We start from the raw sequence: 26196 nt of genomic DNA, 5'->3' as shown, positions 1-26196 counted from the left end.
ATCGATTACGTAAAGAACGTAATTTATTAAATTAAATTTCTGAAATTCCGTATTCCTCTAATTTTCTGTAGAGTGTGGTGAGTCCAATACCTAGCAGTCGAGAGGTTTCTGTTTTATTCCCTTTTGTATGTGCCAACACTTTTTGAATGTGTTGTTTTTCTACTTCTTGTAGATTGAAGTTATTTTCCATTGGGGCAAATTCGAAAAATTCTTGTGGCAAAGCCGATATGCTTAATTCATTCTCATTTGATAAGATGACCAACCGTTCTATTACATTTTTAAGTTCACGGATATTTCCCCGCCAATTGTATTTTTTAAAAACTTCCAGAATTTTATCACTCAGTTTAATTTTTGGTTGATTTATTTTAGTAGAAAACTCCTTCAAATAATATTTGGCTAAGGCAGCAATATCTGATTTTCTTTCTCGTAACGGAGGGAGAGAAATTGTGAAAACAGAAAGCCTGTAATATAAATCAGAACGGAATTTTCCGCTGGCTGCATCAGCTTTTAAATCTTTATTCGTTGCCGCTAGAATACGTACATTTACCTGTTGCGTATGCGTATCACCAACTTTAATAAAACTTTGATTTTCTAAAACTCTGAGCAGTTTGGCCTGTAAATCCAGATGCATTTCTCCAATTTCATCCAAAAATAATGTTCCGCCATTTGCCTCTTCTAAAAGTCCTTTTTTATCTTTATTTGCTCCGGTAAAAGCTCCGGCTTTATAACCAAATAACTCGCTTTCTAATAACTCAGCACTGAAACCACTGCAATTTAAAGCAACGAATGGTTTAGAAGCCCTTAAACTTTCGTAATGAATAGATTGAGCAAAAACTTCTTTTCCAGTTCCTGTTTCGCCTAAAAGTAAAACCGTTGTATCCGTTTTGCTTACTTTTTTTGATATCTCTATAGCTTCCTTTAAAGCTTTTGATTGTCCAATGATTGTATCGAAATAGTATTTTCTTGTCGTTTTATCTTCTAATTGTAAAACACGCTTTTGAAGATTAACTTTATCCATAGCCTTATAAAGCAAAGGAATAATTTTATCGTTATCATCGCCTTTAACCAAATAATCAAAAGCTCCGTTTTTCATCGCTAAAACGCCATCAGAAATGGTTCCGTAAGCAGTTAAATTGATAACTTCGACATAAGATTTAATCGCTTTAATGTCTTTTACCAAGCTAACGCCATTAACATCAGGTAATTTTACATCGCTGATAACAACATCTACATCATTTGTTTTTAAAAGTTTTATGCCGTCTTTGCCGGTATTTGCCTGCAAGGTTTTAAAACCTTCTAATTCTATAATTCTGGAAAGTAAGCTGCAAATTTTCTTTTCATCGTCAATGATGAGGACAATCCCGTTCATAGGTGTAATTTATGGTACAATATTAAGGATTAAAATTTTGCTTTGTTTGTACCTTTTTTGTTTTCTACGCTTCAAAATAAAAGCAATTTAGCATCTTTGAAACAACACAAAGCAAATTGTATGTTTAAAGTAATTATTGCCACACTGGGATTGGGCTTTTTGTCCTTTCTATGCTCGGCGCAACAAGTACGTCCTTCAAAATCTTCAGAAATATATAGAGATTTAAAAACCCTTAAGCATATGCCTAAGGTGCTTTATCTCGCAGCCCATCCAGATGATGAAAATACGGGTTTACTCTCTTGGTTAATTAACGAACAAAATGTAGAAACAGGCTATTTATCTTTAACCAGAGGTGATGGAGGACAAAATCTTTTAGGAACTGAGCAAGGAGCAGCTTTAGGGTTAATCAGAACTCACGAACTTCTCGAAGCCAGAAATTTAGATGGCGCACAGCAATTTTTTACGCGTGCAATTGATTTTGGTTTTTCGAAAAATACCGACGATACCTTTAAACAATGGGATGCGGATAGTATTACTGCTGATGTGGTTTGGGTAATCAGAAAATTCCGCCCAGATGTTATTATTTGCCGCTTCCCGCCAACTGCTGCCGCAGGACATGGGCAACATGCTGCATCGGCTGTTGTTGCCGAAAAAGCATTTAAACTCGCTGCAGATAAAAATGCCTTTCCAAATCAATTGAAGTATGTAAACGTTTGGCAGCCTAAAAGGTTATTGTGGAATACCTTCCGCTTTGGAAATGTAAATACCACATCCGAAAATCAATTAAAAGCAAACGTTGGACAGTATGATGCCCAATTAGGCATGGGCTACGGTGAGCTTGCAGGCTTGAGCAGAAGTTTACATAAAAGTCAGGGTGCAGGAACGCAATCGGTAGCAGGCGTGAGAACTGAATATTTTACTCATGTTTTAGGAGAGCAGGCAAAAGGTTCTTTATTTGATAAAATTCCGCTTAATTGGACGGAAAAAGGGGTAAATGATGTTGATGATTTAATTGACGTGCTTTTGCTTTCTTTTGATTACAATCATCCTGATAAGAGTTTGCATGGTTTATTGATGTTGCGAAAAAAAATCGTCGAGCTTAAGGATGTTAACCTGAAAAAAGACAAACTTGCGGCCATTGATAAAATTATTTTAAGCTGCACAGGATTTATGGGCGAGGTGGTTACAAATCAGCCTGAAGCCATTGCAGGCAATAGCTACAGTTTTCGCTTAAATGTAATTTCAAGGTCGGCAAGTCCGGTTATTTTACAACAAGTAAACTGGATAAATCAAACTGATAATTTAAACAGAAGAATTGTTGGCGATTCATTAGTTACAATCGAACGTAAAATCCAAATTCCAGCCGATGCTAAACTAACTGAGCCTTATTGGCTGGAGAAACCTGCAAAAAACGCAGCAACTTTTAGCGTTGCGAATGATACACTAATCGGTTTGGCAGAAAATGAAGCGGCTCTAAATGTTACTTTATTGCTAAAAATCGATACAGATAAATTTACGGTAAAGCTTCCTTTATCATTCAAAAAATTAGACCCTGTTAAGGGCGATGTTGTAGAGCAACTTCGAATTGTTCCGGCTTTGGATTTGAGTTTTACCGAACCTGTTTATTTTGCTAGGGAAAAGGAAGCACTTGCAATTACACTAAAATTAAAGGCAAACAAAAATATTAATTACGGTAAAGTAAGTTTCAAAATCGGGAGTACCGTGGTTAAAACTTTTACTGGAATAAATTTAGCTGAAAACACCATAACCATTAAAGATTTTTTAATTCCTGGGGAAGATTTGGCAAAGATTAAAACAAGCCAGAACAAGCTGGAAGCTGTTTTTTCTTCTGAAACTAACGAGTTTACAAAAGGACAGGTTTTAATTCAATATCCTCATTTGCCATCCTTGCAATATTTTGTTCCGGCTACAACCTGGCTTTTGAAAGATGATGTTAAAGTATTAGCAAAAAAGGTTGGTTATATTCATGGTGCAGGAGATTTAATTCCTGAATTTTTGAGACAGGCAGGATTGCAGGTAGATGTATTAACTGAAGCCGATGTTTTAAATCCTTTAAAACTTGCTACTTATGACGCTATAGTAACTGGCGTTCGGGTTATCAACACAGAAAAAAGAATTAAAAACTGGCAAAATGCTTTGAGGGCTTATGTTGAAAACGGTGGTACAATTGTAATGCAATACAATACCACGCAAGATATGGCGCTGCAAAACTTTGGCATTTATCCTTTTAGCATCAGTGGAAAAAGGGTTACTGAAGAAAATGCTTCGGTTAAATTTTTAAATCCTAAGCATAAGCTGTTAAATTATCCAAACAAAATTACAGCCGATGATTTTAATGGTTGGGTGCAAGAACGTGGTGCTTATTTTCCAGACAAATGGGATGAAAAATATGAGCCACTTTTCGAAATGAACGATACAGGCGAAGAACCGCTTAAAGGTTCAACTTTGTATGCGAAGTTTGGTAAAGGGAATTTTATTTACACACCATTAGCATTTTTCCGTCAATTACCAGCAGGTAATGTGGGTGCGGCAAGACTATTCTTCAACTTTATTTCAGCGGGAAAATAAATGAAAAATCAATTCAAAAACTGGAATACCTGGTATATTTTATTGGCAATTGCATTGGTGTTTCAAATCGTGTTTTATTATTTGTTTACTAAATTTTGGGCATGAGTAATATAGATTGGATTGTTCTAATATTTACTTTACTCGCCGTTGTCGTTTATGGTGTTTTTATTGGTCGCGGGCAAAAGAGCAATGAATCTTATTTAAAAGCCGATAGCAAAATGCCGTGGTACATTGTATTGCTCGGCATTATGGCAACGCAAGCCAGTGCAATTACATTTTTATCTGCACCTGGACAAGCATACACCGATGGAATGCGTTTCGTACAATATTATTTTGGCTTGCCGTTGGCGATGATTGTAATTTGCATCACTTTCATCCCAATATTTCAGCGATTAAATGTTTACACCGCTTACGAATATCTTGAAAATCGCTTCGATAAAAAAACAAGAGTGCTTACGTCCTTACTTTTCCTTTTTTCCCGTGGATTATCAACCGGAATAAGCATTTATGCGCCAAGTATAATTTTATCAAGCGTTTTAAACTGGAATATTTATTTAACCAATATCCTAACGGGAGGGATACTTTTAATCTATACCTACGTTGGCGGTGCAAAAGCAATTGCGCACACACAAAAACTTCAGTTTCTGATAATTTTAGGAACCATGACTTTTGCGGGTTATTTATTGGTGCAGAATATGCCAAATGGTATTGGTTTTAGTGATGCACTTTATCTAGCAGGAAAATCGGGAAAGTTAAACGTAATTACTACTGAGTTCGATTGGAAAGATAAATATAATATCTGGAGTGGTTTAATCGGTGGTTTCTTTTTAGCGCTGTCTTACTTCGGTACCGACCAAAGTCAGGTTGGGCGATACATTACCGCAAAAGACAATACCAACGCAAAAATGGGTTTGCTTTTAAACGGCTTGGTTAAAATACCGATGCAGTTCGCCATACTTTTAATCGGAGCTTTACTCTTTGCGTTTTTCTCTTTAAAACCAGCGCCGATTTATTTTAACGAACGTTCTTATCAGTTTTTAAAAGAAAACCAACCTCAACAAGCTGCAGCTTTTGAAAAAGAGCACAAAACATTAGAGACGAGGTTTAACGCTCAATCTAAAACCATTTTAAGTCAGAAAGAAAGTCATTCACCAGAATTGAATACTACAATTGCCAATTTTAAAGTTACGCAGGGCGAAGTAAAAGCTTTACATGGCAGGGTAGAAGAAGCAATAAATAATTCGAATTACAACGCAGAGAAAACCGATACCAATTATATTTTCCTGTATTTCGTCAAAAACACACTTCCTGTTGGTATGATAGGCTTATTGTTTGCCGTGATTTTCTTAGCGAGTTGGGGTTCTATTTCTGCAGCATTAAATTCGCTTGCGGCTTGCTCATTAAAAGATGTACATCTAATTTTCAGTAAAAAACAAATTGATGATACCACTGAACTTAAGTACAGCAGGCTTCATACTTTAGGTTGGGGGATTTTTTCAATCGCAGTTGCTATGTTTGCTACACAAATGGGTTCACTGATAGAAGCCGTTAATGTTTTAGGCTCACTTTTCTACGGCCCAATTCTGGGGATTTTTCTTGTGGCATTCTACTTCAAAAAAATTAACGGAACAATAGTTTTTATTTCTGCAATTTTATCAGAAATCGCTGTAATTGCCGTTTATGAATTTGATGTCGTTTCTTTTCTGTGGTTAAATGTAATTGGCGCTGCTGCGGTAATCGCTTTTTCGACTTTAGGATTATTATTTTATCGACCCAAAGCATTAAATTCGTAAAATTAAAACAACAAAAACAGATAATTATATTACTATGAAAACCACTATTAAATCTATCGCTTTGCTTTTTGCGGCAATTACTATTTCTGTAGGCGCAATGGCTCAAGAAGCAAAAAAGCCAGCAAGTCCGGCTGCAACTGCTACAGGAAAAATTAAGGATGCAACGATTACAATTGCTTACAGTAGCCCATCTGTAAAAGGACGTAAAATTTGGGGTGGCCTTGAAAAATATGATGTTGTTTGGCGTGCAGGCGCTAACGAAGCAACAACTTTCGAAACTGATAAAAATATTACGGTTCAGGGAAAAGCTTTACCAGCAGGTAAATACAGCTTTTTCTTAATCCCTAAAGAAAGCGGAACATGGACTGCAATTTTTAACAAAGAGCCAAAACAATGGGGTGCTTATAAATATGAAGAAGCTAAAGATGCTTTACGTGTAGATGTTAAAGTAAAAGCATTAAAAGCAACACAAGAAACTTTAGTTTATAAAGTAAACAAAGCTGGTTTTACAATGGATTGGGATAAAGTTTCAGTTCCGGTAGCAGTAAAATAAGGCGAATTTTTTTTAAAATATTTAAGCCATTCTGATTTATCAGGATGGCTTTTTTATTGTTATTACATGGTATGCAAAGAAGATAAAATATAACGATATATTAACCTTAAATTATATAATTTAGCCCCAAGAAATCCAGACAAATTATTGATATTAAAGATGAGAAGAATTTTAACCGCCATTTGCTTTTTAATTTACTTAAACGTATTAGCTCAGAGCAAATCAACTAATTTCTCAATTGCCAACACCAGACCTGTAGATTTAGTGAACGTTTTTTTAGGCTCTTCAGGAGACCATGGCCAAATGTCGCCGGCAGCTTCCTATCCTTTTAGCATGTTGAGTATTTGTCCGCAAACTTATCCAAAAACCCACACCGGATATGAGTTTTTGGCAAAGAAATTTGAAGGTTTTACTCACAATAGATTTGAAGGCGTTGGTTGCCAGGGTTCTGGTGGAAATATCTTAATAAAACCATTTTTGGGTACAGATCCATCAAAATCAATGTTAATAAAATCAACAGAAAAAGCAGCTCCGGGATATTACGAAGTTGGATTTGATAACCAGATTAAAACACAATTAACAGTTTTGGGCAACGCAGGCAAACATGCTTATCAGTTTCCAAAGGGAGAAAAAGGTTTTTATCTGGATTTAAGTTATGCATTTAATGGAGCTTTTGTATCTGAAGAACATGAAATAAATGGGAATACAGTAAGTGGAACTTTGGTATCTAAAACAACTTGTAGTGTTGGTAAATATCGCTTGTATTATTATCTCGAATTGGATGAAAAAGCTACCTGGAAAGAGCAAAGCAATCATAAATTAATCGCGATGCTCAATAATGCTTCAACCACAGCAGGGATTAATATTGCATTTTCTTCTGTTAGTATAGATGCGGCTAAAAAATCAATTAATAAAGGTCCTTTTGAACAAATGAAAGCTCAAAGCAGTAAAGATTGGAATAGTAATTTGAGTAAAATTGCTGTTGATGGAGATTTGGAAAGTGCAAAGCTATTTTATTCTATGCTTTACCGTACCATGCAATCGCCGTACGTAATTTCTGAAAGTGATGGGCAATATCGTAACACCAAAGGTGAATTAAAAAAGGATACTGAAACAAGATATAATGGCTGGGCAATTTGGGATAATTACCGCACACAACTTCCATTGCTTTCAATTATATCGCCAGATCGTTACCAAGGAATTGTGACTTCCATTGCTGATTTATATAACTCAGGCAAAAAGGATTATGCAACGCAAACAGAACCATCAAACACAGTTAGAACCGAACACGGTATTGTTGTCTTATTAGATGCTTACCGCAAAGGTTACAAAGTTGATTTTAAAAGCATAACCGATTCTTTAATGAAAGAGGTAAATGGTTTAGATTTTAAATCGCCAGATAAAGCTTTAGAGTCGAGCTACGATAATTGGGCACTTTCGGAAATTTTTAAAATTCAGAATAATAAAGAAAAATCAGATTTCTACTTAAATAAAGCTCTGGAATATAAAACCTATTGGAACAAAGATTTTAAAGACCTAACGAAAAATGATGTTGACAGAATGCAGGCAAGAGGCTTATATCAAGGAACCATCTGGCAGTATCGTTGGTTTGTTCCTTACGATTTTAAAGGGTTGATTGAACTTGATGGTGGAGAACAAAATTACCTTAAAAACTTAGATACATTCTTCGAAAGAGATTTATATAACCACGCAAACGAACCTGATTTGCAAGCTCCGTTAATGTACAATGTTACTAAGTCTGGGTATAAATCTCAGGATTGGATGCACCAGTTAGCAGCCGATACCGTTATCCAGAATTACTTTAATGATAACAGCCGTGGCATTGGTTCTTTTATCGGTAAAATCTACCAAAATAAACCCCAGGCATATGTACGTACAATGGATGATGATGCAGGCGCAATGTCGGCTTGGTATGTTTTTACAGCGAGTGGATTTTCTCCTCCATGCGTGGGTTGGCCGGTTTATTACTTAAACGTTCCGCTTTTTAAATCAGTTACTTATCAGGTTAAAGCAGGTAAAACATTTAAGGTTGAAGTAGAAAATTTCAGCGTTAAAAATAAATACGTAAAAGAGGTTTTTCTAAACGGTAAAAAGTTTAATAAGAATTACATTACACAGGACGAAATTAATGCTGGAGGAATTTTAAAAATTGTTGCTTCTGCTACTCCTGTTTTGGTTTCCAATACCGAAAATTGGATATCCAGCCTAGAAAAATAATCTGCCATTTGTTGGTTTTTAGTCAGATTGATTTTTTTTATTATCTGAGCAAAACAAAATTGATTTGAGCCGTGTTCTTGATAAAAATATATAGCACATGGCTCCTTTGAAAACAGACGAAAATCAGAATGATACGCTTACACGTAAAAGCGTTGTAGAAGAAAACAATTACAATCAAGATACAATGCACCCTGAAGCATATAAGGTGAAAGGACCGTCTCCTGAAAAGATGAAAACGGTTTCAGAATCTTTGCGTACTTATGCTCATGGAATATACGGATTACTATAATCGGTTTAACGGTTTGGTTAGAAAAGCAATCTGAAAAAAATCAGGTTGCTTTTTTTGTTTAATTTAGACTTTAAGTTTTGAAACAAAGCGCAGGCATATTAGCATTTAGGATAATTGGGGAAGAATTTGAGTTTTTCCTTGTACATCCGGGCGGACCATTTTTTGCTAAAAAAGATGCCGGAGTGTGGACTGTACCCAAAGGAGAATTACTTGCCAATGAAGAAATGCTTGCAGCGGCGATTCGCGAATTTGAAGAGGAAACTTCCATCAAACTTGAAGGAGAATTTATTCCGCTAAAAGAAATTACCCAAAAAGGCGGAAAGAAAGTTTACTGTTGGGCAATTAATTTCGATTTTGATGCTTCGAAAATTGTAAGCAATACCTTCGAAATGGAATGGCCTCCGCGAAGCGGCAAAAAAATAGAAATTGCCGAAATTGATAAAGGAGAATGGTTTAATTATCAGGAGGCAAAAATTAAAATTAACGAAAGGCAAATCCCTTTTCTTGATGAAGTTATAAAGCGTTTTGGTTAGTCATCTTCCAGCGGAATTAAAGGTTCCAAATCCTTAATTTCATCATCAGTAAACAACCTCGAATCTATATAAAAACCAACATCCAGGGTAGATTCTAAAGAAAAACTGGCAGCTCTTCCTTCCATAGCATCAAGTGTAAGTTGCGTATGTTTCCAATATTCAAATTGGTCGCCTGCCATGTAAAACTTACAGCCTTCAATTTCGCCAATACAAACATCGTTAGAGCCAATTAAGAAACCACCTTTTTCAAAACAATGTGGATAAGAGCCTTCACAACAACCTCCACTTTGGTGAAACATCAACTCACCATATTCAGCTTTAAGTTTACTGATAACTTCTGCAGCTTTTTCTGTTACTAATACTCTCTTTATCATTTCTTACAATTTAATAAATAAAAACCGGCTGCTAAACAAAATAACAGCCGGAACAAATTTCCCTTAAAAGAAACCTAGTTTATTTTTATCGTAAGAAATAAGCATGTTTTTAGTGCTGCGGTAATGGTCAAGCATCATTTTATGGTTTTCGCGACCAAAACCAGATTTTTTATAGCCACCAAATGGCGCATGAGCTGGATAAGCATGATATTGATTTACCCAAACCCTTCCAGCCTGAATCGCTCTTGGAACTTGATAAAGTTCGTGTGCATCTCTTGTCCATACACCTGCGCCTAATCCATAAAGTGTATCGTTTGCAATTTCGATGGCTTCTTCTACGGTTTTAAAAGTTGTAACGCATACTACAGGTCCAAAAATTTCTTCCTGAAAAACACGCATTTTGTTGTGTCCTTTTAAAATGGTTGGCTCAATATAATATCCGGTTGATAAATCACCGTCAAGTTTATTTGCTTCGCCACCAACTAAAACTTCAGCCCCTTCTTCCTTACCAATTTTTAGGTAGGATAGAATTTTCTGGTATTGCTCGTTTGAGGTTTGAGCACCCATCATTCCGGTTCTATCCAAAGGATGTAAAGTTTTAATTGCTTTTGTACGCTCAATTACCTTTGCAATAAATTTATCGTAAATACTTTCCTGAATTAATAAACGCGATGGACAAGTACAAATTTCACCTTGATTTAAAGCAAACATCACTGCACCTTCTACAGCTTTATCGAAAAATTCATCGTCAGCATCTGCTACAGATTCAAAGAAAATATTTGGAGATTTACCACCCAATTCCATTGTTGATGGAATGATATTTTCGGCTGCGTATTGCATAATCAACCTGCCAGATGTTGTACTTCCTGTAAAAGCCACTTTTGCAATTCTGGATGATGTTGCAAGTGGTTTACCAACTTCGATGCCATAACCGTTTACAATGTTTAAAACCCCTGGAGGCAATAAATCGCCAATCAATTCCATTAAAATGATTATCGAAACTGGTGTTTGCTCGGCTGGTTTAACCACTGTACAACAACCTGCTGCTAATGCTGGTGCAATTTTCCATGTTGCCATTAAAAGCGGAAAATTCCATGGGATGATTTGAGCCACAACGCCGATTGGTTCGTGTAACGCAATGCTAACCGTGTGCTCATCGTGTTCAGAAATGCTGCCTTCATCTCCTCTGATTACACCAGCAAAATAGCGGAAATGATCAACCACCAATGGTAAATCAGCGGCTAAAGTTTCGCGTACAGCTTTACCATTGTCAATGGTTTCTACAGTGGCTAAATATTCAAGATTATCTTCAATTTTCTGAGCGATCTTTAACAGAATGTTACTCCTGTAAGTTGGTGCACTTTTGCTCCAGGTTTTGAAAGCTTCGTGTGCAGCATCGAGCGCAAGCTCAACATCTTCTTTACTAGAACGGGCCGCTTTTGTAAATACTTTTCCATCAATTGGAGAGATGTTATCAAAATAAACACCCTTTACAGGCGGTACAAATTTTCCTCCAATAAAATTATCGTAATGTGGTTTAAAGCTCGGTTTGCTTATTAAATTTTCCATGATTTTGAGATTTGGTTATTACAAACCTAAGCGCAAACCCATCGGTTCAGATAGTGAAATTGTAGCAAATGGTAGCATTATTGTTTCAGGCTATGTAACCTTATCGAAATACAGTTATATTTGAATATCAAGTAAATAATCTAACCAAATTACTATGCAGCATACTTTGGATACCGTTAACTTGAGTAAAACGGAAAATTTACAAACCCTTGTCGAAAACCGGACCTCTTATACCTTAGAACGTTGTGAGCTTAATGTTTTTGAAACCTATACAAAATCTTACATGGTGCCTTTAACCTTTAACGATTTTGTAATTACGAGTATGCTACGTGGAAAAAAGGTAATGCATTTATTTGATAAGCAGGGTTTTGAATATAATCCTGGTCAAACGGTAATTGTTCCCGCTTCTGTTACCATGAAAATTGATTTCCCCGAAGCAACAGACCAAAATCCAACCCAATGTATTGCTTTGGCAATAGATCAGGAGCAGATAAAAAAGACCATAAATTATTTGAATGAGTTTTTCCCAAAAGAAGGAACTGCCGATAAATGGGCTTTGGATTATAATCAATATCACTTTCAAAATAACCAGGAGATTGCTTACCTGATAAATAAAGTGGTTAAAATTTGTGCAGAAAAATCAGTAGAAAAAGACATACTTGCCGATTTAACATTGAAGGAACTTTTGGTAAGGATAATGCAAAGTCAGAATTTGTATGCATTAAATAATGTGCATGATAACGTAAACCAAAATCCAATGGCTTACATTATCGATTATATAAAATCTAATCTCAACGAGAAAATAAATATTGATGGCTTAACCGATAAAGCCTGCATGAGCAGGGCAACATTTTATAGACTTTTTAAAAGAGAATTAGGAATTTCTCCTAACGATTTTATACTGAGCGAAAAAATTAGCAAAGCGAAAGCCCTTTTGGCTAATCCAGCAGCTAAAGTTACTGCCGTGAGTTATGAGCTGGGTTTCAGCGACGCAAATTATTTTATTCGTGCTTTTAAAAAGATAGAAGGTGTTACGCCAGGAAGTTACCAGAGCAACATTATCAATCAAATTTTACACTAATTCGAAAGCTGAAATCTCTTTCTCAACACCGTTGATGATAATTGAGATTTGATGTTGACCAGGATAATATTTTCTTGTAGTTATCAGCACAAATTTCTGCTTTCGGTTTAACATTAGACTACTTCCCGATAAATAATCACGCTCAGAAATTTTAAACACCTTTTTGCTTAACTGACCGTTTTGCTTCATATAGTAAATACCATATTCTAGTCTAACTTTTTGCTGAACGGCATTTGTGTTTGCGATATTGAAAGAAAATTCAAGATTGCCGCCAATATTTACAACTGGCGTTAACACTTTAAAATCTGAAAGATGGATGCCTTTATCACTTAATCCATAATGTTTTAAAATTTCCGAATGCCCTTGTTTCAAAAGTGTTCGGCTTCCATGTTTTACAATAGCATCTGTTTCTTTGCTCAAACCCGACCATCGTGTGGCAATTTCCAATACAATCGAAGGGTGATCTTTAGCAATGTCATTAAGATTATTTGCTACACTTCTGCGTACATATTCAGAAGTATCTGCTTTTAAATTCTCTAAAATTGGCAACACACCAGATGGATTTTTCTTTAACGCCGGAATACCCATTGCCCAAGGCAAACGTGGTCTGCTACCCTCACTGGCCAATCTGCGTACTTTATGATTTTCATGCTTCGACCATTTTAACATTTCTGCAAGCATTGCATCTCCGTACTTTAAAATAAATGGGCGAATGGCAAATTCACAGCTTGTAAATTGAGTAGTAAATTTTAATGCCTTTACAGCGCTCTCAAAATCTTCTAAACCGTAAGTTTCAATATAATCTGGCAGAAACATATAGGTTAATGAGTCTTCACCAATTCGTTCAATTCTTAATTGATTAATTATTTTTTCAATTAGCAAGGTGCTTTCGGCAAAGTTTTCTGGCATAAAATGATGTAAAACCTTAGTGGTGTGTTTCATCCTTTCTTTCAGTTCCTTTGATTCAAAGTCTGCTGTGTAAATCTCTGCGATAAACTTATTTTTATCAAAACCAGGCAAGGTTTTAATTAAAACGTTCGATAGATTATCGTAGAAATTAGGAGAATATAAATCTTTTAAAAGGTAGCTCATTGTTAAAAAATATGCCACAAAGTAACTTATAATTTTACTCTAGTTTAAAAAAGCTTTTGCACAATCAGTGGAGTTTTTGTTGATATTTGTTAGATGGAACAATTAAATATCGGATGGGTTGGACTTGGCAATATGGGGATGCCAATGTCAGCTCAATTAATTAAGGCAGGTTACAAACTTAACGTTTTCAATCGCAGTAAAGATAAAGCGCAATCGTTGCTAAACAGTGGCGCTGAGGTTGTTTCAAGTCCACGGGATTTAGTAGCTATAAGCGATATTATTTTTGTAATGGTTTCTGATGACGCAGCAATAAAACAAATTTTTACTGGAGCCGATGGTTTGTTAGAGCAAGATTTAAGCAATAAAATCATTATAAATATGAGTACAGTTTCTCCGGGAATAAGCATAGAAATGGCTTCTCTTTGTAAAACGAAAGGCGGTGCTTATTTAGATGCACCAGTTTCTGGAAGTGTTAAGCAAGCAGAAACGGGTACACTTGTAATTATGGTTGGTGGTGATGAAGCAGCTTTTAATAAAGTAAAACCAGTTTTCGAAAAATTAGGAAAACTAGCGATGTTGGTTGGCGAAACAGGTGCAGGAAATAATGCAAAGCTTGCCATTAATGGTTTATTGGCTTTACATGCTCAAGGTTTAGCAGAAGCGATTTTGTTCGCTCAATCTAAAAATATAGATACTCAAAGTTTACTTACACTAATAGAGAATAGCGCTTTAGGTAATATTTTCAGCAAAATAAAAGGTGAAGCAATTGTAAATGATAATTACAATGCCGCTTTTGCTTTAAAGCACATTGTAAAAGATTTGAATTTGGCAAAAGCAGAAGGTTTGGTTTCGCCACTTGCTAAAACTACACTTGCTACATACGAGGATGCTGCACAAGAGCATGAAAATGAAGATATTATTGCTGTGTTTAAGGCCTTGAAATATTAAACGACACAATTAGGGTGTTTATCGATTCAATTAAACTAATTTCATAATATTAGCTTAATTGAATCTTTTAAATTGTCCCGCACATGAAAACATTCTTAATTCGATTGCTCTGCAACCATGAATATAAAAATGCGTTCTCTTCAAAACCTGTTTATCATGTAAAACACGGTCAAATCTATTTAGCTAAACACACTTGTATACATTGCGGAAAGAATAAATATTTTTTAGCTAACGAAAAATATTCCATCACTTCATAAAGGAGTGTATTAATAGTAGAAACTTGAAACCAATGTGTTGTCGCCATGTTTTATAAGCAGTTAACATATAAAGGTTATGAGCATTACATTAGAACAAGCAGAAAAAGCTATTGCTGCTGCGAAACAAAAAGCATCAGCAATAGATACTAAAATGAATATTGCCATTGTAGATTCTGGAAGTAATTTGATTGCATTTGCACATATGGATGGAAGTTGGATTGGTTCTGTTGATATATCTATCAAAAAAGCCAGAACGGCAGCATGGTTTCAGATGGACACTAAAGCGTTAACGCCACTTGTTCAGCCAGGCGAAGCATTGTTTAACATAGAACATTCAAACGGTGGTTTAATAACGTTTCCCGGTGGAGTTACCTTAAAAAATTCTGAAGGTGAAATAATCGGTGCAATTGGAGTATCTGGAAGTACGGTTGATGATGATCATGAGGTTGCGATAGCTGGATCAGAGGCCATTTAACCAAGGTAATCTTAATTCATCTTCATCAGCTTAGGATAAATACGTATAAAAATTTGTCCGCCTATTGGATTTTTTCCGTAAAGATTATCTAAAGCACTTTTTGTGTTGTAGATGGAAAACTGTCCGCCAATAGCTGAACGGAATTTTGAAAATTTGAATACATCGTAATTTACACCCAAGCTTAAAACGTTTACTCCAAATAGATCTTTACCGAAAGTATTTTCATTAAGGTTTAATTCTTCTGCCGATTTTTGAACCCATTCGTAACGGCTGTAAAGCGAAAGCTTTTTTCTTCGATATGCAGCCTCAATTAATGCTGCGTTTTCTCCTGAATGTCCTTTGCTTTTGTTTAAGCCCCATAAAGCGGTTGCATTTAAATTCTGTTCATCGCCAATTGGCAATGCGTAAATTGCTGAGGCAATTGTTCGATTAACGTTTTCATTATTGTGCAATAGCTCAGGGCTTTTAATCCATCCTTGCGAAACCTGTAATGCCCAGTTTTTATTCGGATTGAAAGATAAACGGGCAGAATAAGAATCGAACCGAGGTTTATCAAAATCAAAACGGTTTTCATCAGGTTCTCTACCTGTAAAAGAAGATGCCTCAATTTTAAATTTATCATATCTAAAACCTAAAGTTGCTACACCAAAGGTGATGTGTGTTCCGTCATTCCAATGGTGTGAAATTGGCGCATCTGGATTAGCCAAAGCAGATGGACGATGCATAAAAGCAACTGAACCCAAAGCTGGTTCGCCTGGATAACCAAAGTAAAAGGTAAGATCGGCTTTCTTTGAAAACGAGTGCGTGTAAGCCACAGATAATTCTGAAAATAAATCGTGAGGATGTTGTTTATCTACTAACGGATTTCCTTTCCAGCTTTCTCCGGTTTGAAATAATAGGGGATAACCAGCACCACCTTCTGTTAACCTATCGAATGAAATCATCGCACCGAAATGGAACAATCCTTTTTCTCCCACTTTTCTTTGTCCCATCGCCATAAACCAGTTTGGCGCATCAAATTTATCTCCACCGCGACTGCCTTTATTTGCAATATCTTGATTGGTATACCTTAAAGCAACGTTACCATGTAACATGTACATCCACTTTTTTGAATGAAGCTTTATGCCATACATTGGCGCTGCATCTGGTAGCCAAGAAGTTCCTGACCCATTTCTGCTCATCGGTAAATTGAGGGAATAGGAATGGCTCATTGGTGTTCCTGCATCCATGTTATTATGAGCATGATTTGCTGCGGTATCTGTTTTCGCAGAAACCGTATCCTTTTTAGATTGCATGTGCATTTCGTGCTGTGCCTGTACCGAAGATGCAGCTCCGATGATAAGGACGGTGAGCAATGTGAGTTTTAAATTCATATAGAACTGATTTTTGATTTCGTATGTGTGTAACACAAAATTAATTTACCAGAAACAGCTGCTGTTACATCTTTTACAAAATGATTTATATAATTCTCAGAAAAACATTGGAGAAAAAATAAATAATATTTGTTTCGTACGAAAAACATCGTACCTTTAAATTATGAATACGAATAAAGCCGAACATAATTTACCTGAACCTACAAAAGCTGAGTTGGAAATTCTTCAAGTTCTATGGGAATTTGGTCCATCAACAGTTCGTTTTGTAAATGATAAGCTAAACGAACAACGTGAGGTGAATTATACATCAACCTTAAAACAAATGCAGATTTTAACTGAAAAAGGTATTTTGAAACGAGATGAGAGCCAAATGAAACATATTTACATTCCGGTTGAGGCAGAAGCGAAAACTAAAAATCAGTTACTGGATAGGTTTGTAAGTACCCTATATAAAGGCTCAGCTTCTTCTTTAGTTATGCAGTTGCTTGGTAATGAAAAAACTTCTAAAGAAGATATAGATAAGATTAAAAAACTACTTGAAGATTTAGATAATTAAACAAACTCTTAAAGAACCACAAAATGAAATTTAATTTGACAGATTTTTTTGCTCCAGATTGGTTAAGTGCTTTTGGTATCATGTTATTCCACTCGCTATGGCTGGGCGTAATATTATCGTTTTTAGTTGCAGGTATAATATTTTTTACAAGAAAAGGCTCTGCAAATTTGAGGTATAATTTGCTTATTTCTGCAATGTTTTTATTTGTTGCATCGGTTTCTTTTATGTTTTATAATTCTTTCGATAATCAAAATGTAATAGAAGTACATGCGACTTCTAAATTATCGATAGATAAATCAACATCGCAGATGAACACAAATACTGCCAACAATGTGGCTGCAGGCTTTGAAACATTTAGAAGCATTTGGAATGCTTATTCGCCTCAGATTGTTTTGTTATGGTTTATTGTTATCTGCATTAAAAGCATTCAGTTGTTTGTTGGATTAAATGGGGTTTATCACCTCAGAAAAACTAAAGTTTATTCGGCAGGAAAAGTATGGGAAGATAAGTTAGATACATTGGCCAATCAATTTGGCGTTAGCAGAAAGGTAAAAATATTGCAATCAGGATTGGCGCAAGTGCCGATGGTTATTGGACATTTAAAGCCATTGGTTCTAATCCCACTTGGTTTGCTCAATAGCATTTCTACTGAAGAAGTTGAAGCAATTTTATGCCACGAATTGGCACATATCAAACGAAAAGATTATCTGGTTAACCTTTTACAAAGTTTTGTAGAAATTATATTTTTCTTCAACCCGGCAGTAATATGGCTTTCAAAATTAATCCGTGAGGAACGAGAAAATTGCTGTGATGATTTGGCGGTTGCAAAATTAGAAAACAAGAAAAATTATGTAAAAGCATTAATTGTTTGTCAGGAATTTCAATTAAACGCTCCAAAATTTGCCATGGCTTTCAGCGATAAAAAAAGCCCGCTTTTTGAACGTGTAAGCCGAATGCTTTTTGATAATAAAAAAACGCTAAATAAAATGGAAAAAACAATTCTTAGTGCTGCATTAATATCGGTTGTGGTATTTTCAGCAGCTTTCAAAAATTTAAGTGCTAAAGATAACTATGTAAAAAATGCAGCTGTTATTACGGTAAATCAACCAGTTCAAAGTTTACAAGATTCTTTAAAAATTAAATTAGCTAAACAAAAGGCCGAGGCTGATAAAAAACAAGCAGAAAAGCAGAAAGCAAATGTTGATTTAGAAAAGGAAATTGCAATTCGTATGGAATCGCAAGAATTAATAGATAAAGAAATTAAAGCTGATATTGAGCGCAAATTGGCTGATGAAAGATACAAAGTTGACCAAAAGAAATATGAAGAGCATCAGAAACAATACGATGCTGAACAGAAAAGATATGATGCAGAGCAGAAGCGATATGATATAGAGCAAAAACGCTATGAATCTAAGCAAAAGCAATACGAGGTTCAGCAAAAAATTTCTGAGGAGATACAAAAAGCAAGAAGTAAAAAGCATAGTGCGACTGAAATCCCTGTTCCTTCAGTACCGCCAACACCTCCAACTCCACCAATTCATTTAGATTTGAATGTTCCTGTAGCAGTACCTGCAGCACCAACTCCTCCGGTTTACCAAAATGAGTATAACTCTTTTTCTGAAACATCATCGTCACATAAAGCTAAAAGCAGCTCAAAAGTTTCGATTAAAACGGGTACACAAAGAGTAGTAGAATCTGTTACAAGCACGGATACAGATGATCACGATTACAAGAGCATCATTAAAGATTTAATTAAAGATGGTATCATTAAAACCCAAAATAAATTATCGTACAAGCTTGATAAAAATGGTTTCATTATAAATGGTGTAAAACAGAGTAGTAGTTTTCATCAGAAATATAAAAGCAAATATCTGCCTAAAAGCAATAGTGCATTGTTATACGAATATCAGGAAACTAACAATAACTAAATCCTCAGAGCAAAATTAATCTCAGTTTTAATGAATAAAAAATTAACGGCTTTTTTCGTCGTGTGGATAGGTATTGCCCTTAATTTCGCACAAGCACAGCAAAATTCATCTAAAATTTCAGGCCGTGTGGTAGATGGGGAAAATAATAATCTCGAGCTGGCCTCAATAGCATTGTATAATAGCAGAGATTCAGTTTTGCTTAAAACAACTTTGAGCGAAGCAGATGGTCAGTTTAGCTTTAATAATCTATCTTTTGGAAAGTATCATCTGCGCATTTCATCAATCGGTTACGGAATTTATAAAAGTAGTGAAATAGAATTAAACGAGAAAACCGATCCAGTAAATATTGGTAATGTAAAACTCTTAGCCAACGAAAACATACTGAAAGACGTTACGGTAAGTGGTAAAAAGGCTTTTGTAGAACAGAAAATTGATAGAATGGTGGTTAATGTAGATGCATTGATATCTAACGCAGGTACTACTGCTTTGGATGTGCTTTCTAAATCGCCTGGCGTAAATGTAGATCAAAATGGAGTTATCAGCTTAAAAGGAAAAGGTGGTATCAATATTTTTATCGATGATAAACCAACTTATTTATCAGGACAGGATTTGGAAAATTATTTACGTTCGCTGCCGTCTTCTACATTAGAACAAATTGAGATTATGACAAATCCTCCGGCAAAATATGATGCTGCCGGAAATGCAGGCGTAATTAACATCAAGACTAAAAAAAATAAGGTTGCAGACTTTAACGGAGGGGTAAATTTGAGTTTGACTCAAGGACAGTTAACGAGATCTAATAACAGTGCAAATTTTAATTTCAGGAAAAATAAAATAAACGTTTTTGGTAATGTAAGTTATAACCTAAATAACAGTTTTACCGATTTGGATTTAAACCGAACCTACAAAAATGCCGATGATTCGCCAAAGTACTACTTTAATCAGAACTCATATTTTAAGCGACATGGAAATACGTTTAACACAAAGGCTGGAGTAGATTTTTATCAAACTGTAAAAACAACATGGGGTTTTGTTTTTACAGGAATGAGCCGGATTTCTGAACAGATTAATAATAATACGAGTAATTTACTAAACGCAAATAAACAACCGGATTCGGTAATTAAGGCTAAAAATATAGATAACATAAATTATAAAAATGCTGCATTTAATCTTAATTACAGGCATAAGTTTGATAAAGAAGGTGGCGATTTCTCTTTTGATTTAGATTATCTTAATTACAGAAACCGAACCGACCAAGCTTATACTAACGATAGTTACTTTGCAAATATGCAGCGTAAATCTCAGGATTTGCTTACAGGATATTTGCCATCAAACATCCAGATTTATACAGCTAAAACCGATTATTCTAAAAACCTAAATAAGCATTGGAAATTTGAGTCAGGTTTAAAATCCAGTTATACCAAAACCGATAACGCTGCAAATTACTTATATACTGCCAACCAGATTACGGTTGTAGATTATGAAAAAACCAATCAATTTGTTTACAAGGAGAACATAAATGCAGCTTACGCAAACATTAGTATGGAAGGTAAAAGGTTTTCGCTGCAAGGTGGTTTAAGGTTTGAAAGTACAATTTCTGATGGGCACCAACTTGGTAATTTGCTCAAGCCGGATTCATCTTTCAGAAGAACTTATAATAATTTTTTTCCAACCTTATATTTCTCTTATAAGCTAGATACAGCGAATAAAAATCAAATTGGTTTAAACTACGGAAAACGTGTGGATAGACCATATTATCAGGACTTGAATCCTTTTTTCTCTCCACTCGATAAATTTACTTATTATGTTGGAAATCCTTTTTTACGTCCATCGTTTACACAAAGTTTAGAACTTTCTCATACATACAAAAATAAGATAACCACGACATTAGGCTACAGCTGGATTAAGGATGATGTAAACGAAACCATCGAAATAGTTGATGGTACTTATTACAGCAGGCCAGCAAATATTGGTAAAGGAACGGTTAAAAATATTTCAGTAAGTGCCGATCTTGATATTACCAAGTGGTTAAGTACACACATTTATGCTGAGCTTGCCAATATTGTATCTAAAACAGATTTTTATACCGGGTTTTTAAAAACCAATGGAAGTTATTTCAGAACAAATCCAAATCTGCAGTTTAAGATAAGCCCAACCTGGAATGCTGAAGCTAATCTAAGGTATCAATCTAAGTTTTCGAGTGTACAGTTTTTAATTGGTTCTGTACACGAATTTGGTGCTGCTGTTCAGAAGAAATTATCAACAAAAAGTACCTTGAAATTATCTGCATCAGATATTTTTAGAAATAGGGTAGTTGTTGGTGTGATTAATAATTTGGCAGCTACAAATGCCGGTTGGATAAACAGGCAAGACTCCAGGAGTTTGATTCTAAGCTACAGTTACCGTTTTGGAAAGGCATTTGCTGCTCCGGCAAAGCACGAATCTTCTGGCGCTGATGCCGAAAAAAACAGGGTTAAAAATTAAGAATGTAAAAGGAAATTATTTAGCTTTATAATACATCCCGTTTTAATTGATTTTAAATTTTACGGGTATGGCTACGCTAATAAAAATACTTAATAACAACACACGCATCGAATTTGATAAAGGAACTTTTGATGATTGGTGCGTATATCTTTCTAAACCAAATGAACATAGGTATGCACCGCTTGATACCGAATATTTTGGGCGATTGCAGATTTTGGCGAAGAAATACACCACTCAAAAAATCTACAACGATTTTATAAAGTTTTACACCCTAACGGATAAGAATATTAGTCAAGTAATTTTAAGGTTAATAGATGCCATAGCAAAAGAATACTTGGAAGACGAGCAGGAGATTAACATTTGGTTCACAGTAATTTACGTAGGCATGATTGCCGAAGAAAATAAAGCTTATGCCATTTTGAAAAAACGTGTTAAACGTTTGGGGATGCATCAGGTTTTAATGCAGCACTTATCTCCAGTTTATGCAGCCAATTTTTCAAAAGGTAGGAAATGGAAAGAATTGGATTTAATTATGAAAGCAAATGGATTTTGATAAATAGTAATTCATAATTAAGACCTCATTTATTTCACCGCGTTTGGCAGCGTTAGAATTTATCATTCTTTTAGCTTTTACTCTAACGATTGTATTTAATGGCTTATCATAAAGCTGGTCAAAAAAATCATCGCCAGGATTAATATTTTTAGGATCGGAATTGCTTAGCAACCAATATTTTTTTTGCGCTGTTAATTTTTCGGTAAAAGTTGCCAGCCTTTTTTGTTCAGCATCATCAAAACTTCCGCTTGCATAAGCATTGAAAGACGCTGTTTGGCTAATGGGTTTATAAGGCGGGTCGAAATAAAAGAAAGAATTTTCTCCAGCAAAATTAAGCGTGCTTTCGTAATCTCCATTAAGGATTATAACCTTTTGCAATAATTCGCTAATGGCTAAAATATTATTAGCATCGCAGATTTTTGGTTTAACGTACTTCCCGAAAGGAACATTAAATTCATTTTTTTTATTAACCCTGTAAAGACCGTTAAAACAAGTTCTGTTTAAGAAAATAAATAACGCAGCATTTAAAATATCAGTTTCCGATGTAGAATTAAATAAAGTCCTCTGATTTAAGAAGTAAGCTTTTTTGGCATCTTCATCTAACAGGGCATAATATTGATTTTGAATATCTTCTAAAAGGGCAATCAATTCTTTTGGAGAATTTTTAATGCTCTGATAAACATTAATTAAATCTGCATTTACATCATTAATTATTGCTTGTTTTACATTAAAAGTTTGAATAAACCAGAAAAATACCGCACCGCTACCAATAAATGGCTCAACGTAGGTTAAATCCTGTAAAGTTTTTATATTTTCGGGTAAGTAGCTTTCAATAGCAGGAATTAATTGTGTTTTTCCTCCTGCCCATTTTAAAAATGGTTTTGCTATAATGGATTTAGTATGGTTTGGCAATGGTGTAAAAGCTGCTGAATTAATACGCAAGTTATAAAAATAGATTGATCTGTAATTCAAAACATAATTAGTTTATCACAATTAAATTCAACCCCTATCAATAATGAAAATTAAGCTAAGTTCCATCTGTCTATTCCTGTTTTGTTTGTTTGCCGATACGCAGGTATTTAGTCAGAACGCAAAATTCGAAAATGAATTTAAAGATATAATGGAACGCTATAAAAATGTAGGTGTTTCAATAGCCGTTGTTAAAGGTAATGATGTGGTTTTCAGTAAAGCTTACGGCTTAAAAAATATTGAGAGAAATGAACCGCTAACGGAACAGAATTTGTTTCGCATTGCCTCAATATCAAAATCTTTTTCGGCAACTTCCATTATGCAATTGGTTGAAGCCGGGAAAGTTAAATTATCAGATGATTTTGGAGATTTGATGGGTTTTAAAATTAGAAATCCGAAGTTTCCGAATAAAGTAATTACACTTAAAATGGTGATGTCACATACCTCAGGTATAAATGATAGTCAGGGTTATTTAAGCTTAAACGTTATAAATCCTGATAAAAATCCAGACTGGGCAAAATGCTACAGCGACAACGAACCCGGAAGCACTTACGATTATTGCAACTTGAATTATAATATGGTTGGAACGCTAATTGAAAAATTATCTGGAGAACGTTTCGATCAATACGTTAAAAATCACGTCGTAAATCCACTAAAATTATATGGCGGTTATTGTGTCGATTCTTTAGATAATTCGCGGTTTGCAAGTTTGTATGAGTACAATGCAAAAACCAATATGTTTACTGAAGCTACACAAGCTTATGCACCACGCCGCGAAGAAATTAGTAAATATGTTATGGGTTACAGTACACCAATTTTTTCGCCAACTGGCGGAATGAAAATTTCGGCTGTAGACTTAGCAAAATATATGACGATGCACATGAATTTGGGTACGTCTGCAGGTGTAAAAATTATCTCAAAAAAGAGTGCTAAATTAATGCAGACAAAAGTTTCTGAACCTGAGCAATATGGTTTGGCTTTGCTTAAAACAAGTAAAGTTATACCGGGAATTGAACTTACCGGGCACACTGGTTCTGCCTATGGATTATACAGTACCATGTTTTTTTCTAAAAAAGAAGGCTTCGGAATTGTGATTATTACCAACGGCTGCAACCCAACTTATACAGATGGTTTTCCTGATTTTAGCCGAGCCGCGATAAATTGCGTGTACAATAATTTGATTAAATAGTTAAAACAATCTGTCATCTGTAAAAATTCATTTTACCAAAAAAATTGCAGCGGAAAGTCAGTACCTATCGGTTAGAGTAGTCCCGACGAAGCCAGAACAAGCCTTATTCAAACAACCTTCTGATTAACAATTGCTTGCAAACACAATTACGACTCACTAACTATCCAAAATGATTATTATTGGGCTCAAATGTTATTACCCAAATTTACGAAATGAATTTGTTTAACACAAGAAAAATCATTAAGCCATAATAAGCTAAATAGTATTAAGAAAGCCGAAAAAACTAATTTTTGTAAACTAGGCTTACTAAATCGCCATGAGTAAAGGAATTTTTATTAAAACAAAAAAACTATCTATCAACAGCCAAATTAATTGATTTAATATACGTTTTGGCTGAAGATATTTTTTTATCAGCAGCCAAAATGCTATATTTGAACAATGTTTTGGCTGCGGATAAAATTATGTTAATCTCTTAGAAGAAGAAATATGGAATTGCTTATCGGAAGAATAGCGGAAAAGAAAATATTGTCAGAGGCGCTTGCTTCGTCCTCATCAGAGCTCTTAGCAGTCTTTGGCAGGAGAAGAGTCGGAAAAACTTTCTTGATCCGATCGGTCTTCCAGAAACAGCTCATTTTTGAACTGTCGGGAGTTCACGACGCGAATGCTAGCGAGCAATTACTCAATTTTAGCAAGGCTATCGCAGATGCATTAGGCTCAGGATTAACTCCTGCAGCTCCTAAGAACTGGACGGAAGCTTTCTGGCAACTCAGGGAATTTGCAGCCCCTATACTTAAAAAAAGAAAAGCTGTAATTTTCTTTGATGAGTTCCCTTGGCTAAGTTCGCATAAATCTGGATTTCTTTCTGCATTTGAATATTTTTGGAACCAATGGGCCTCTCAACAGCCAAACCTGATTGTTACTATCTGTGGATCTGCTGCCACTTGGATGATCAAAAAAGTTGTCAATAGCAAAGGAGGCCTGCACAATCGCTTAACGCGTAAAATCCGTCTGTTACCTTTCACATTGCACGAGACAGAACAGTACCTAAAAAGTAATAATATCCATATTGACCGTTACCAGGTGCTAACCATTTTTATGGCAATGGGCGGTGTCCCCCATTACCTGAAAGGACTAAAAAAAGGGGAAAGTGCTACCCAGGTCATTGACAGGCTTTGCTTCACAAAGGATGGTCCCCTTTCAACAGAATTCGCAAACCTATACCGCTCTCTTTTCGAAAATGCAGACAGGCATATTTCCATAGTTAAGGCACTCGCGGATAAACCATCTGGATTGACAAGAAACGAAATCATACAGACATGCAACCTACAGAGTGGGGGTACTACCAGTCTTTTACTTGAGGAACTTGTGGAGTCTGGCTTCATTACTCCGCACCTGCCTTTCCAGAAGAATGCCAATCAGAGCATTTACAAGCTTAGCGATGAATACAGCCTTTTCTACCTTAAATTTATTGAACATTCCCGAGCCACCGGTGCTGGTACATGGTTAAAAAAATCATCAACGTCTTCCTGGAGGAGTTGGAGTGGTTATGCCTTTGAAGGGATCTGCATGAAGCATACGGACAATATTAAGCAAGCGCTGGGTATTTCTGGAGTGTTCACTGAAACATCAGCTTGGCGGCACTCTCCTAAAGATGGAAATGGTGCACAGATCGATCTTTTGTTGGACAGAGCGGATAACGTGATAAGCATATGTGAAATGAAGTTCTCAAATGCTGAGTTTGCCATAGATAAAACCTATGCTACTGAGTTAAAGAACAAACTTGATATATTTCGTCGGGAGCGTAAAACTAAAAAAGCACTTTTTCTAGCCATGGTTACAACCTATGGCACCAAAGACAATATGTATTCTATTGGCCTGGTACAGAACGTAGTTACCATGGATGATTTGTTTGTGCCTTAGTACAAGGTATCAAAAGGATTCAAAATGCTGTTTTTATTAAATTGTTTTGTCCACTAAAAAAACA

Annotated in this window: 22 protein-coding genes; 16 read left to right on the top strand and 6 right to left on the bottom strand. The window is 35.4% G+C overall.

Annotated elements, in window-relative coordinates; genetic code table 11:
• Positions 1-31: 31 nt before the first annotated feature.
• Positions 32-1369 (bottom strand): sigma-54-dependent transcriptional regulator, encoded by a 1338-nt coding sequence (locus ACO05K_RS12670; RefSeq protein ID WP_421944801.1) that lies wholly within the window; start codon positions 1367-1369, stop codon positions 32-34.
• A gap of 120 nt (positions 1370-1489) precedes the next feature.
• On the opposite strand from ACO05K_RS12670, the gene ACO05K_RS12665 reads away from it, so the two are divergent.
• From ACO05K_RS12665 to ACO05K_RS12640, 6 genes are all read left to right on the top strand, one after another.
• Entirely contained in the window at positions 1490-3958 is a 2469-nt protein-coding gene (locus ACO05K_RS12665; protein WP_421944800.1) for a PIG-L family deacetylase, read from the top strand.
• A 101-nt stretch (positions 3959-4059) separates the two neighbouring features.
• Positions 4060-5751 carry a sodium:solute symporter gene (locus ACO05K_RS12660; RefSeq protein ID WP_421944799.1) on the top strand — a complete coding sequence of 564 codons (1692 nt, stop codon included), beginning with the start codon at positions 4060-4062 and terminating at the stop codon, positions 5749-5751.
• Between the two features lie 34 nt (positions 5752-5785).
• A complete protein-coding gene (locus ACO05K_RS12655) occupies positions 5786-6304 on the top strand; it encodes a DUF2911 domain-containing protein (RefSeq protein ID WP_421944798.1) in 519 nt (172 codons plus the stop codon).
• Between the two features lie 159 nt (positions 6305-6463).
• A complete protein-coding gene (locus ACO05K_RS12650; protein WP_421944797.1) occupies positions 6464-8542 on the top strand; it encodes a glycoside hydrolase domain-containing protein in 2079 nt (692 codons plus the stop codon).
• Positions 8543-8639: 97 nt separating this feature from the next.
• Positions 8640-8831 (top strand): hypothetical protein, encoded by a 192-nt coding sequence (locus ACO05K_RS12645; RefSeq protein ID WP_421944796.1) that lies wholly within the window; start codon positions 8640-8642, stop codon positions 8829-8831.
• Between the two features lie 77 nt (positions 8832-8908).
• Complete coding sequence (locus ACO05K_RS12640; protein WP_421944795.1) at positions 8909-9364, top strand: NUDIX domain-containing protein; 456 nt, start codon at positions 8909-8911, stop codon at positions 9362-9364.
• On the opposite strand, the gene ACO05K_RS12635 is transcribed toward ACO05K_RS12640, so the two are convergent.
• Complete coding sequence (locus tag ACO05K_RS12635; protein ID WP_421944794.1) at positions 9361-9738, bottom strand: DUF779 domain-containing protein; 378 nt, start codon at positions 9736-9738, stop codon at positions 9361-9363. The two genes, ACO05K_RS12640 and ACO05K_RS12635, sit on opposite strands and share 4 nt — an antisense overlap.
• Positions 9739-9801: 63 nt before the next feature.
• The gene (locus tag ACO05K_RS12630; protein WP_421944793.1) at positions 9802-11307 is read right to left on the bottom strand and encodes an aldehyde dehydrogenase family protein; all 1506 of its coding nucleotides are present in this window, start codon (positions 11305-11307) and stop codon (positions 9802-9804) included.
• On the opposite strand from ACO05K_RS12630, the gene ACO05K_RS12625 reads away from it, so the two are divergent.
• Positions 11306-11431 carry a hypothetical protein gene (locus ACO05K_RS12625; RefSeq protein ID WP_421944792.1) on the top strand — a complete coding sequence of 42 codons (126 nt, stop codon included), beginning with the start codon at positions 11306-11308 and terminating at the stop codon, positions 11429-11431. The genes ACO05K_RS12630 and ACO05K_RS12625 overlap by 2 nt on opposite strands.
• A 30-nt stretch (positions 11432-11461) precedes the next feature.
• Positions 11462-12388 (top strand): AraC family transcriptional regulator, encoded by a 927-nt coding sequence (locus ACO05K_RS12620; RefSeq protein WP_421944791.1) that lies wholly within the window; start codon positions 11462-11464, stop codon positions 12386-12388.
• On the opposite strand, the gene ACO05K_RS12615 is transcribed toward ACO05K_RS12620, so the two are convergent.
• Positions 12380-13480, bottom strand: coding sequence for a DNA alkylation repair protein (locus ACO05K_RS12615; RefSeq protein ID WP_421944790.1), 1101 nt, complete (start codon positions 13478-13480; stop codon positions 12380-12382). The genes ACO05K_RS12620 and ACO05K_RS12615 overlap by 9 nt on opposite strands.
• Positions 13481-13573: 93 nt before the next feature.
• Between ACO05K_RS12615 and ACO05K_RS12610 the strand changes: the two genes are divergently transcribed.
• Together ACO05K_RS12610 and ACO05K_RS12605 are read left to right on the top strand one after the other, a co-directional pair.
• Positions 13574-14428, top strand: a complete 855-nt coding sequence (locus tag ACO05K_RS12610) for an NAD(P)-dependent oxidoreductase (protein WP_421944789.1) — start codon at positions 13574-13576, stop codon at positions 14426-14428.
• A gap of 333 nt (positions 14429-14761) precedes the next feature.
• Positions 14762-15160: a GlcG/HbpS family heme-binding protein gene (locus ACO05K_RS12605; protein WP_421944788.1), complete on the top strand. Its 399-nt coding sequence runs from the start codon at positions 14762-14764 to the stop codon at positions 15158-15160.
• Between the two features lie 11 nt (positions 15161-15171).
• Here ACO05K_RS12605 and ACO05K_RS12600 read toward each other — a convergent pair whose 3' ends face one another.
• On the bottom strand, positions 15172-16533 hold the full coding sequence (locus ACO05K_RS12600; RefSeq protein ID WP_421944787.1) for a hypothetical protein: 1362 nt from the start codon (positions 16531-16533) through the stop codon (positions 15172-15174).
• A gap of 163 nt (positions 16534-16696) precedes the next feature.
• On the opposite strand from ACO05K_RS12600, the gene ACO05K_RS12595 reads away from it, so the two are divergent.
• The 4 genes from ACO05K_RS12595 (at position 16697) to ACO05K_RS12580 (ending at position 22054) form a co-directional block, all read left to right on the top strand.
• Complete coding sequence (locus tag ACO05K_RS12595; RefSeq protein ID WP_421944786.1) at positions 16697-17089, top strand: BlaI/MecI/CopY family transcriptional regulator; 393 nt, start codon at positions 16697-16699, stop codon at positions 17087-17089.
• A 23-nt stretch (positions 17090-17112) separates the two neighbouring features.
• On the top strand, positions 17113-19017 hold the full coding sequence (locus ACO05K_RS12590) for a M56 family metallopeptidase (protein ID WP_421944785.1): 1905 nt from the start codon (positions 17113-17115) through the stop codon (positions 19015-19017).
• A 30-nt stretch (positions 19018-19047) separates the two neighbouring features.
• Complete coding sequence (locus ACO05K_RS12585) at positions 19048-21501, top strand: outer membrane beta-barrel protein (protein WP_421944784.1); 2454 nt, start codon at positions 19048-19050, stop codon at positions 21499-21501.
• A gap of 67 nt (positions 21502-21568) precedes the next feature.
• Positions 21569-22054: a DUF7004 family protein gene (locus ACO05K_RS12580; RefSeq protein WP_421944783.1), complete on the top strand. Its 486-nt coding sequence runs from the start codon at positions 21569-21571 to the stop codon at positions 22052-22054.
• Here ACO05K_RS12580 and ACO05K_RS12575 read toward each other — a convergent pair.
• On the bottom strand, positions 22028-23026 hold the full coding sequence (locus tag ACO05K_RS12575; protein ID WP_421944782.1) for a DNA adenine methylase: 999 nt from the start codon (positions 23024-23026) through the stop codon (positions 22028-22030). The two genes, ACO05K_RS12580 and ACO05K_RS12575, sit on opposite strands and share 27 nt — an antisense overlap.
• A 43-nt stretch (positions 23027-23069) precedes the next feature.
• On the opposite strand from ACO05K_RS12575, the gene ACO05K_RS12570 reads away from it, so the two are divergent.
• The gene (locus ACO05K_RS12570) at positions 23070-24212 is read left to right on the top strand and encodes a serine hydrolase domain-containing protein (protein ID WP_421944781.1); all 1143 of its coding nucleotides are present in this window, start codon (positions 23070-23072) and stop codon (positions 24210-24212) included.
• Positions 24213-24698: 486 nt separating this feature from the next.
• Entirely contained in the window at positions 24699-26132 is a 1434-nt protein-coding gene (locus tag ACO05K_RS12565; protein WP_421944780.1) for an AAA family ATPase, read from the top strand.
• Positions 26133-26196 lie beyond the last annotated feature (64 nt).

This window comes from Pedobacter sp. (assembly GCF_965227205.1).
Taxonomy (GTDB): domain Bacteria; phylum Bacteroidota; class Bacteroidia; order Sphingobacteriales; family Sphingobacteriaceae; genus Pedobacter.
The sequence above is the reverse complement of the archived record's forward strand: the minus strand, read 5'-3'. Positions and strand labels throughout refer to the sequence as shown.

Coding starts and splice junctions, on each gene's coding strand:
- ACO05K_RS12590 (WP_421944785.1), top strand. CDS start 17,113: ATGAAATTTAATTTGACAGATTTTTTTGCTCCAGATTGGTTAAGTGCT.
- ACO05K_RS12665 (WP_421944800.1), top strand. CDS start 1,490: ATGTTTAAAGTAATTATTGCCACACTGGGATTGGGCTTTTTGTCCTTT.
- ACO05K_RS12615 (WP_421944790.1), bottom strand. CDS start 13,480: ATGAGCTACCTTTTAAAAGATTTATATTCTCCTAATTTCTACGATAAT.
- ACO05K_RS12565 (WP_421944780.1), top strand. CDS start 24,699: ATGGAATTGCTTATCGGAAGAATAGCGGAAAAGAAAATATTGTCAGAG.
- ACO05K_RS12630 (WP_421944793.1), bottom strand. CDS start 11,307: ATGGAAAATTTAATAAGCAAACCGAGCTTTAAACCACATTACGATAAT.
- ACO05K_RS12595 (WP_421944786.1), top strand. CDS start 16,697: ATGAATACGAATAAAGCCGAACATAATTTACCTGAACCTACAAAAGCT.
- ACO05K_RS12655 (WP_421944798.1), top strand. CDS start 5,786: ATGAAAACCACTATTAAATCTATCGCTTTGCTTTTTGCGGCAATTACT.
- ACO05K_RS12585 (WP_421944784.1), top strand. CDS start 19,048: ATGAATAAAAAATTAACGGCTTTTTTCGTCGTGTGGATAGGTATTGCC.
- ACO05K_RS12650 (WP_421944797.1), top strand. CDS start 6,464: ATGAGAAGAATTTTAACCGCCATTTGCTTTTTAATTTACTTAAACGTA.
- ACO05K_RS12635 (WP_421944794.1), bottom strand. CDS start 9,738: ATGATAAAGAGAGTATTAGTAACAGAAAAAGCTGCAGAAGTTATCAGT.
- ACO05K_RS12625 (WP_421944792.1), top strand. CDS start 11,306: ATGATTTTGAGATTTGGTTATTACAAACCTAAGCGCAAACCCATCGGT.
- ACO05K_RS12645 (WP_421944796.1), top strand. CDS start 8,640: ATGGCTCCTTTGAAAACAGACGAAAATCAGAATGATACGCTTACACGT.
- ACO05K_RS12605 (WP_421944788.1), top strand. CDS start 14,762: ATGAGCATTACATTAGAACAAGCAGAAAAAGCTATTGCTGCTGCGAAA.
- ACO05K_RS12670 (WP_421944801.1), bottom strand. CDS start 1,369: ATGAACGGGATTGTCCTCATCATTGACGATGAAAAGAAAATTTGCAGC.
- ACO05K_RS12620 (WP_421944791.1), top strand. CDS start 11,462: ATGCAGCATACTTTGGATACCGTTAACTTGAGTAAAACGGAAAATTTA.
- ACO05K_RS12660 (WP_421944799.1), top strand. CDS start 4,060: ATGAGTAATATAGATTGGATTGTTCTAATATTTACTTTACTCGCCGTT.
- ACO05K_RS12580 (WP_421944783.1), top strand. CDS start 21,569: ATGGCTACGCTAATAAAAATACTTAATAACAACACACGCATCGAATTT.
- ACO05K_RS12600 (WP_421944787.1), bottom strand. CDS start 16,533: ATGAATTTAAAACTCACATTGCTCACCGTCCTTATCATCGGAGCTGCA.
- ACO05K_RS12610 (WP_421944789.1), top strand. CDS start 13,574: ATGGAACAATTAAATATCGGATGGGTTGGACTTGGCAATATGGGGATG.
- ACO05K_RS12570 (WP_421944781.1), top strand. CDS start 23,070: ATGAAAATTAAGCTAAGTTCCATCTGTCTATTCCTGTTTTGTTTGTTT.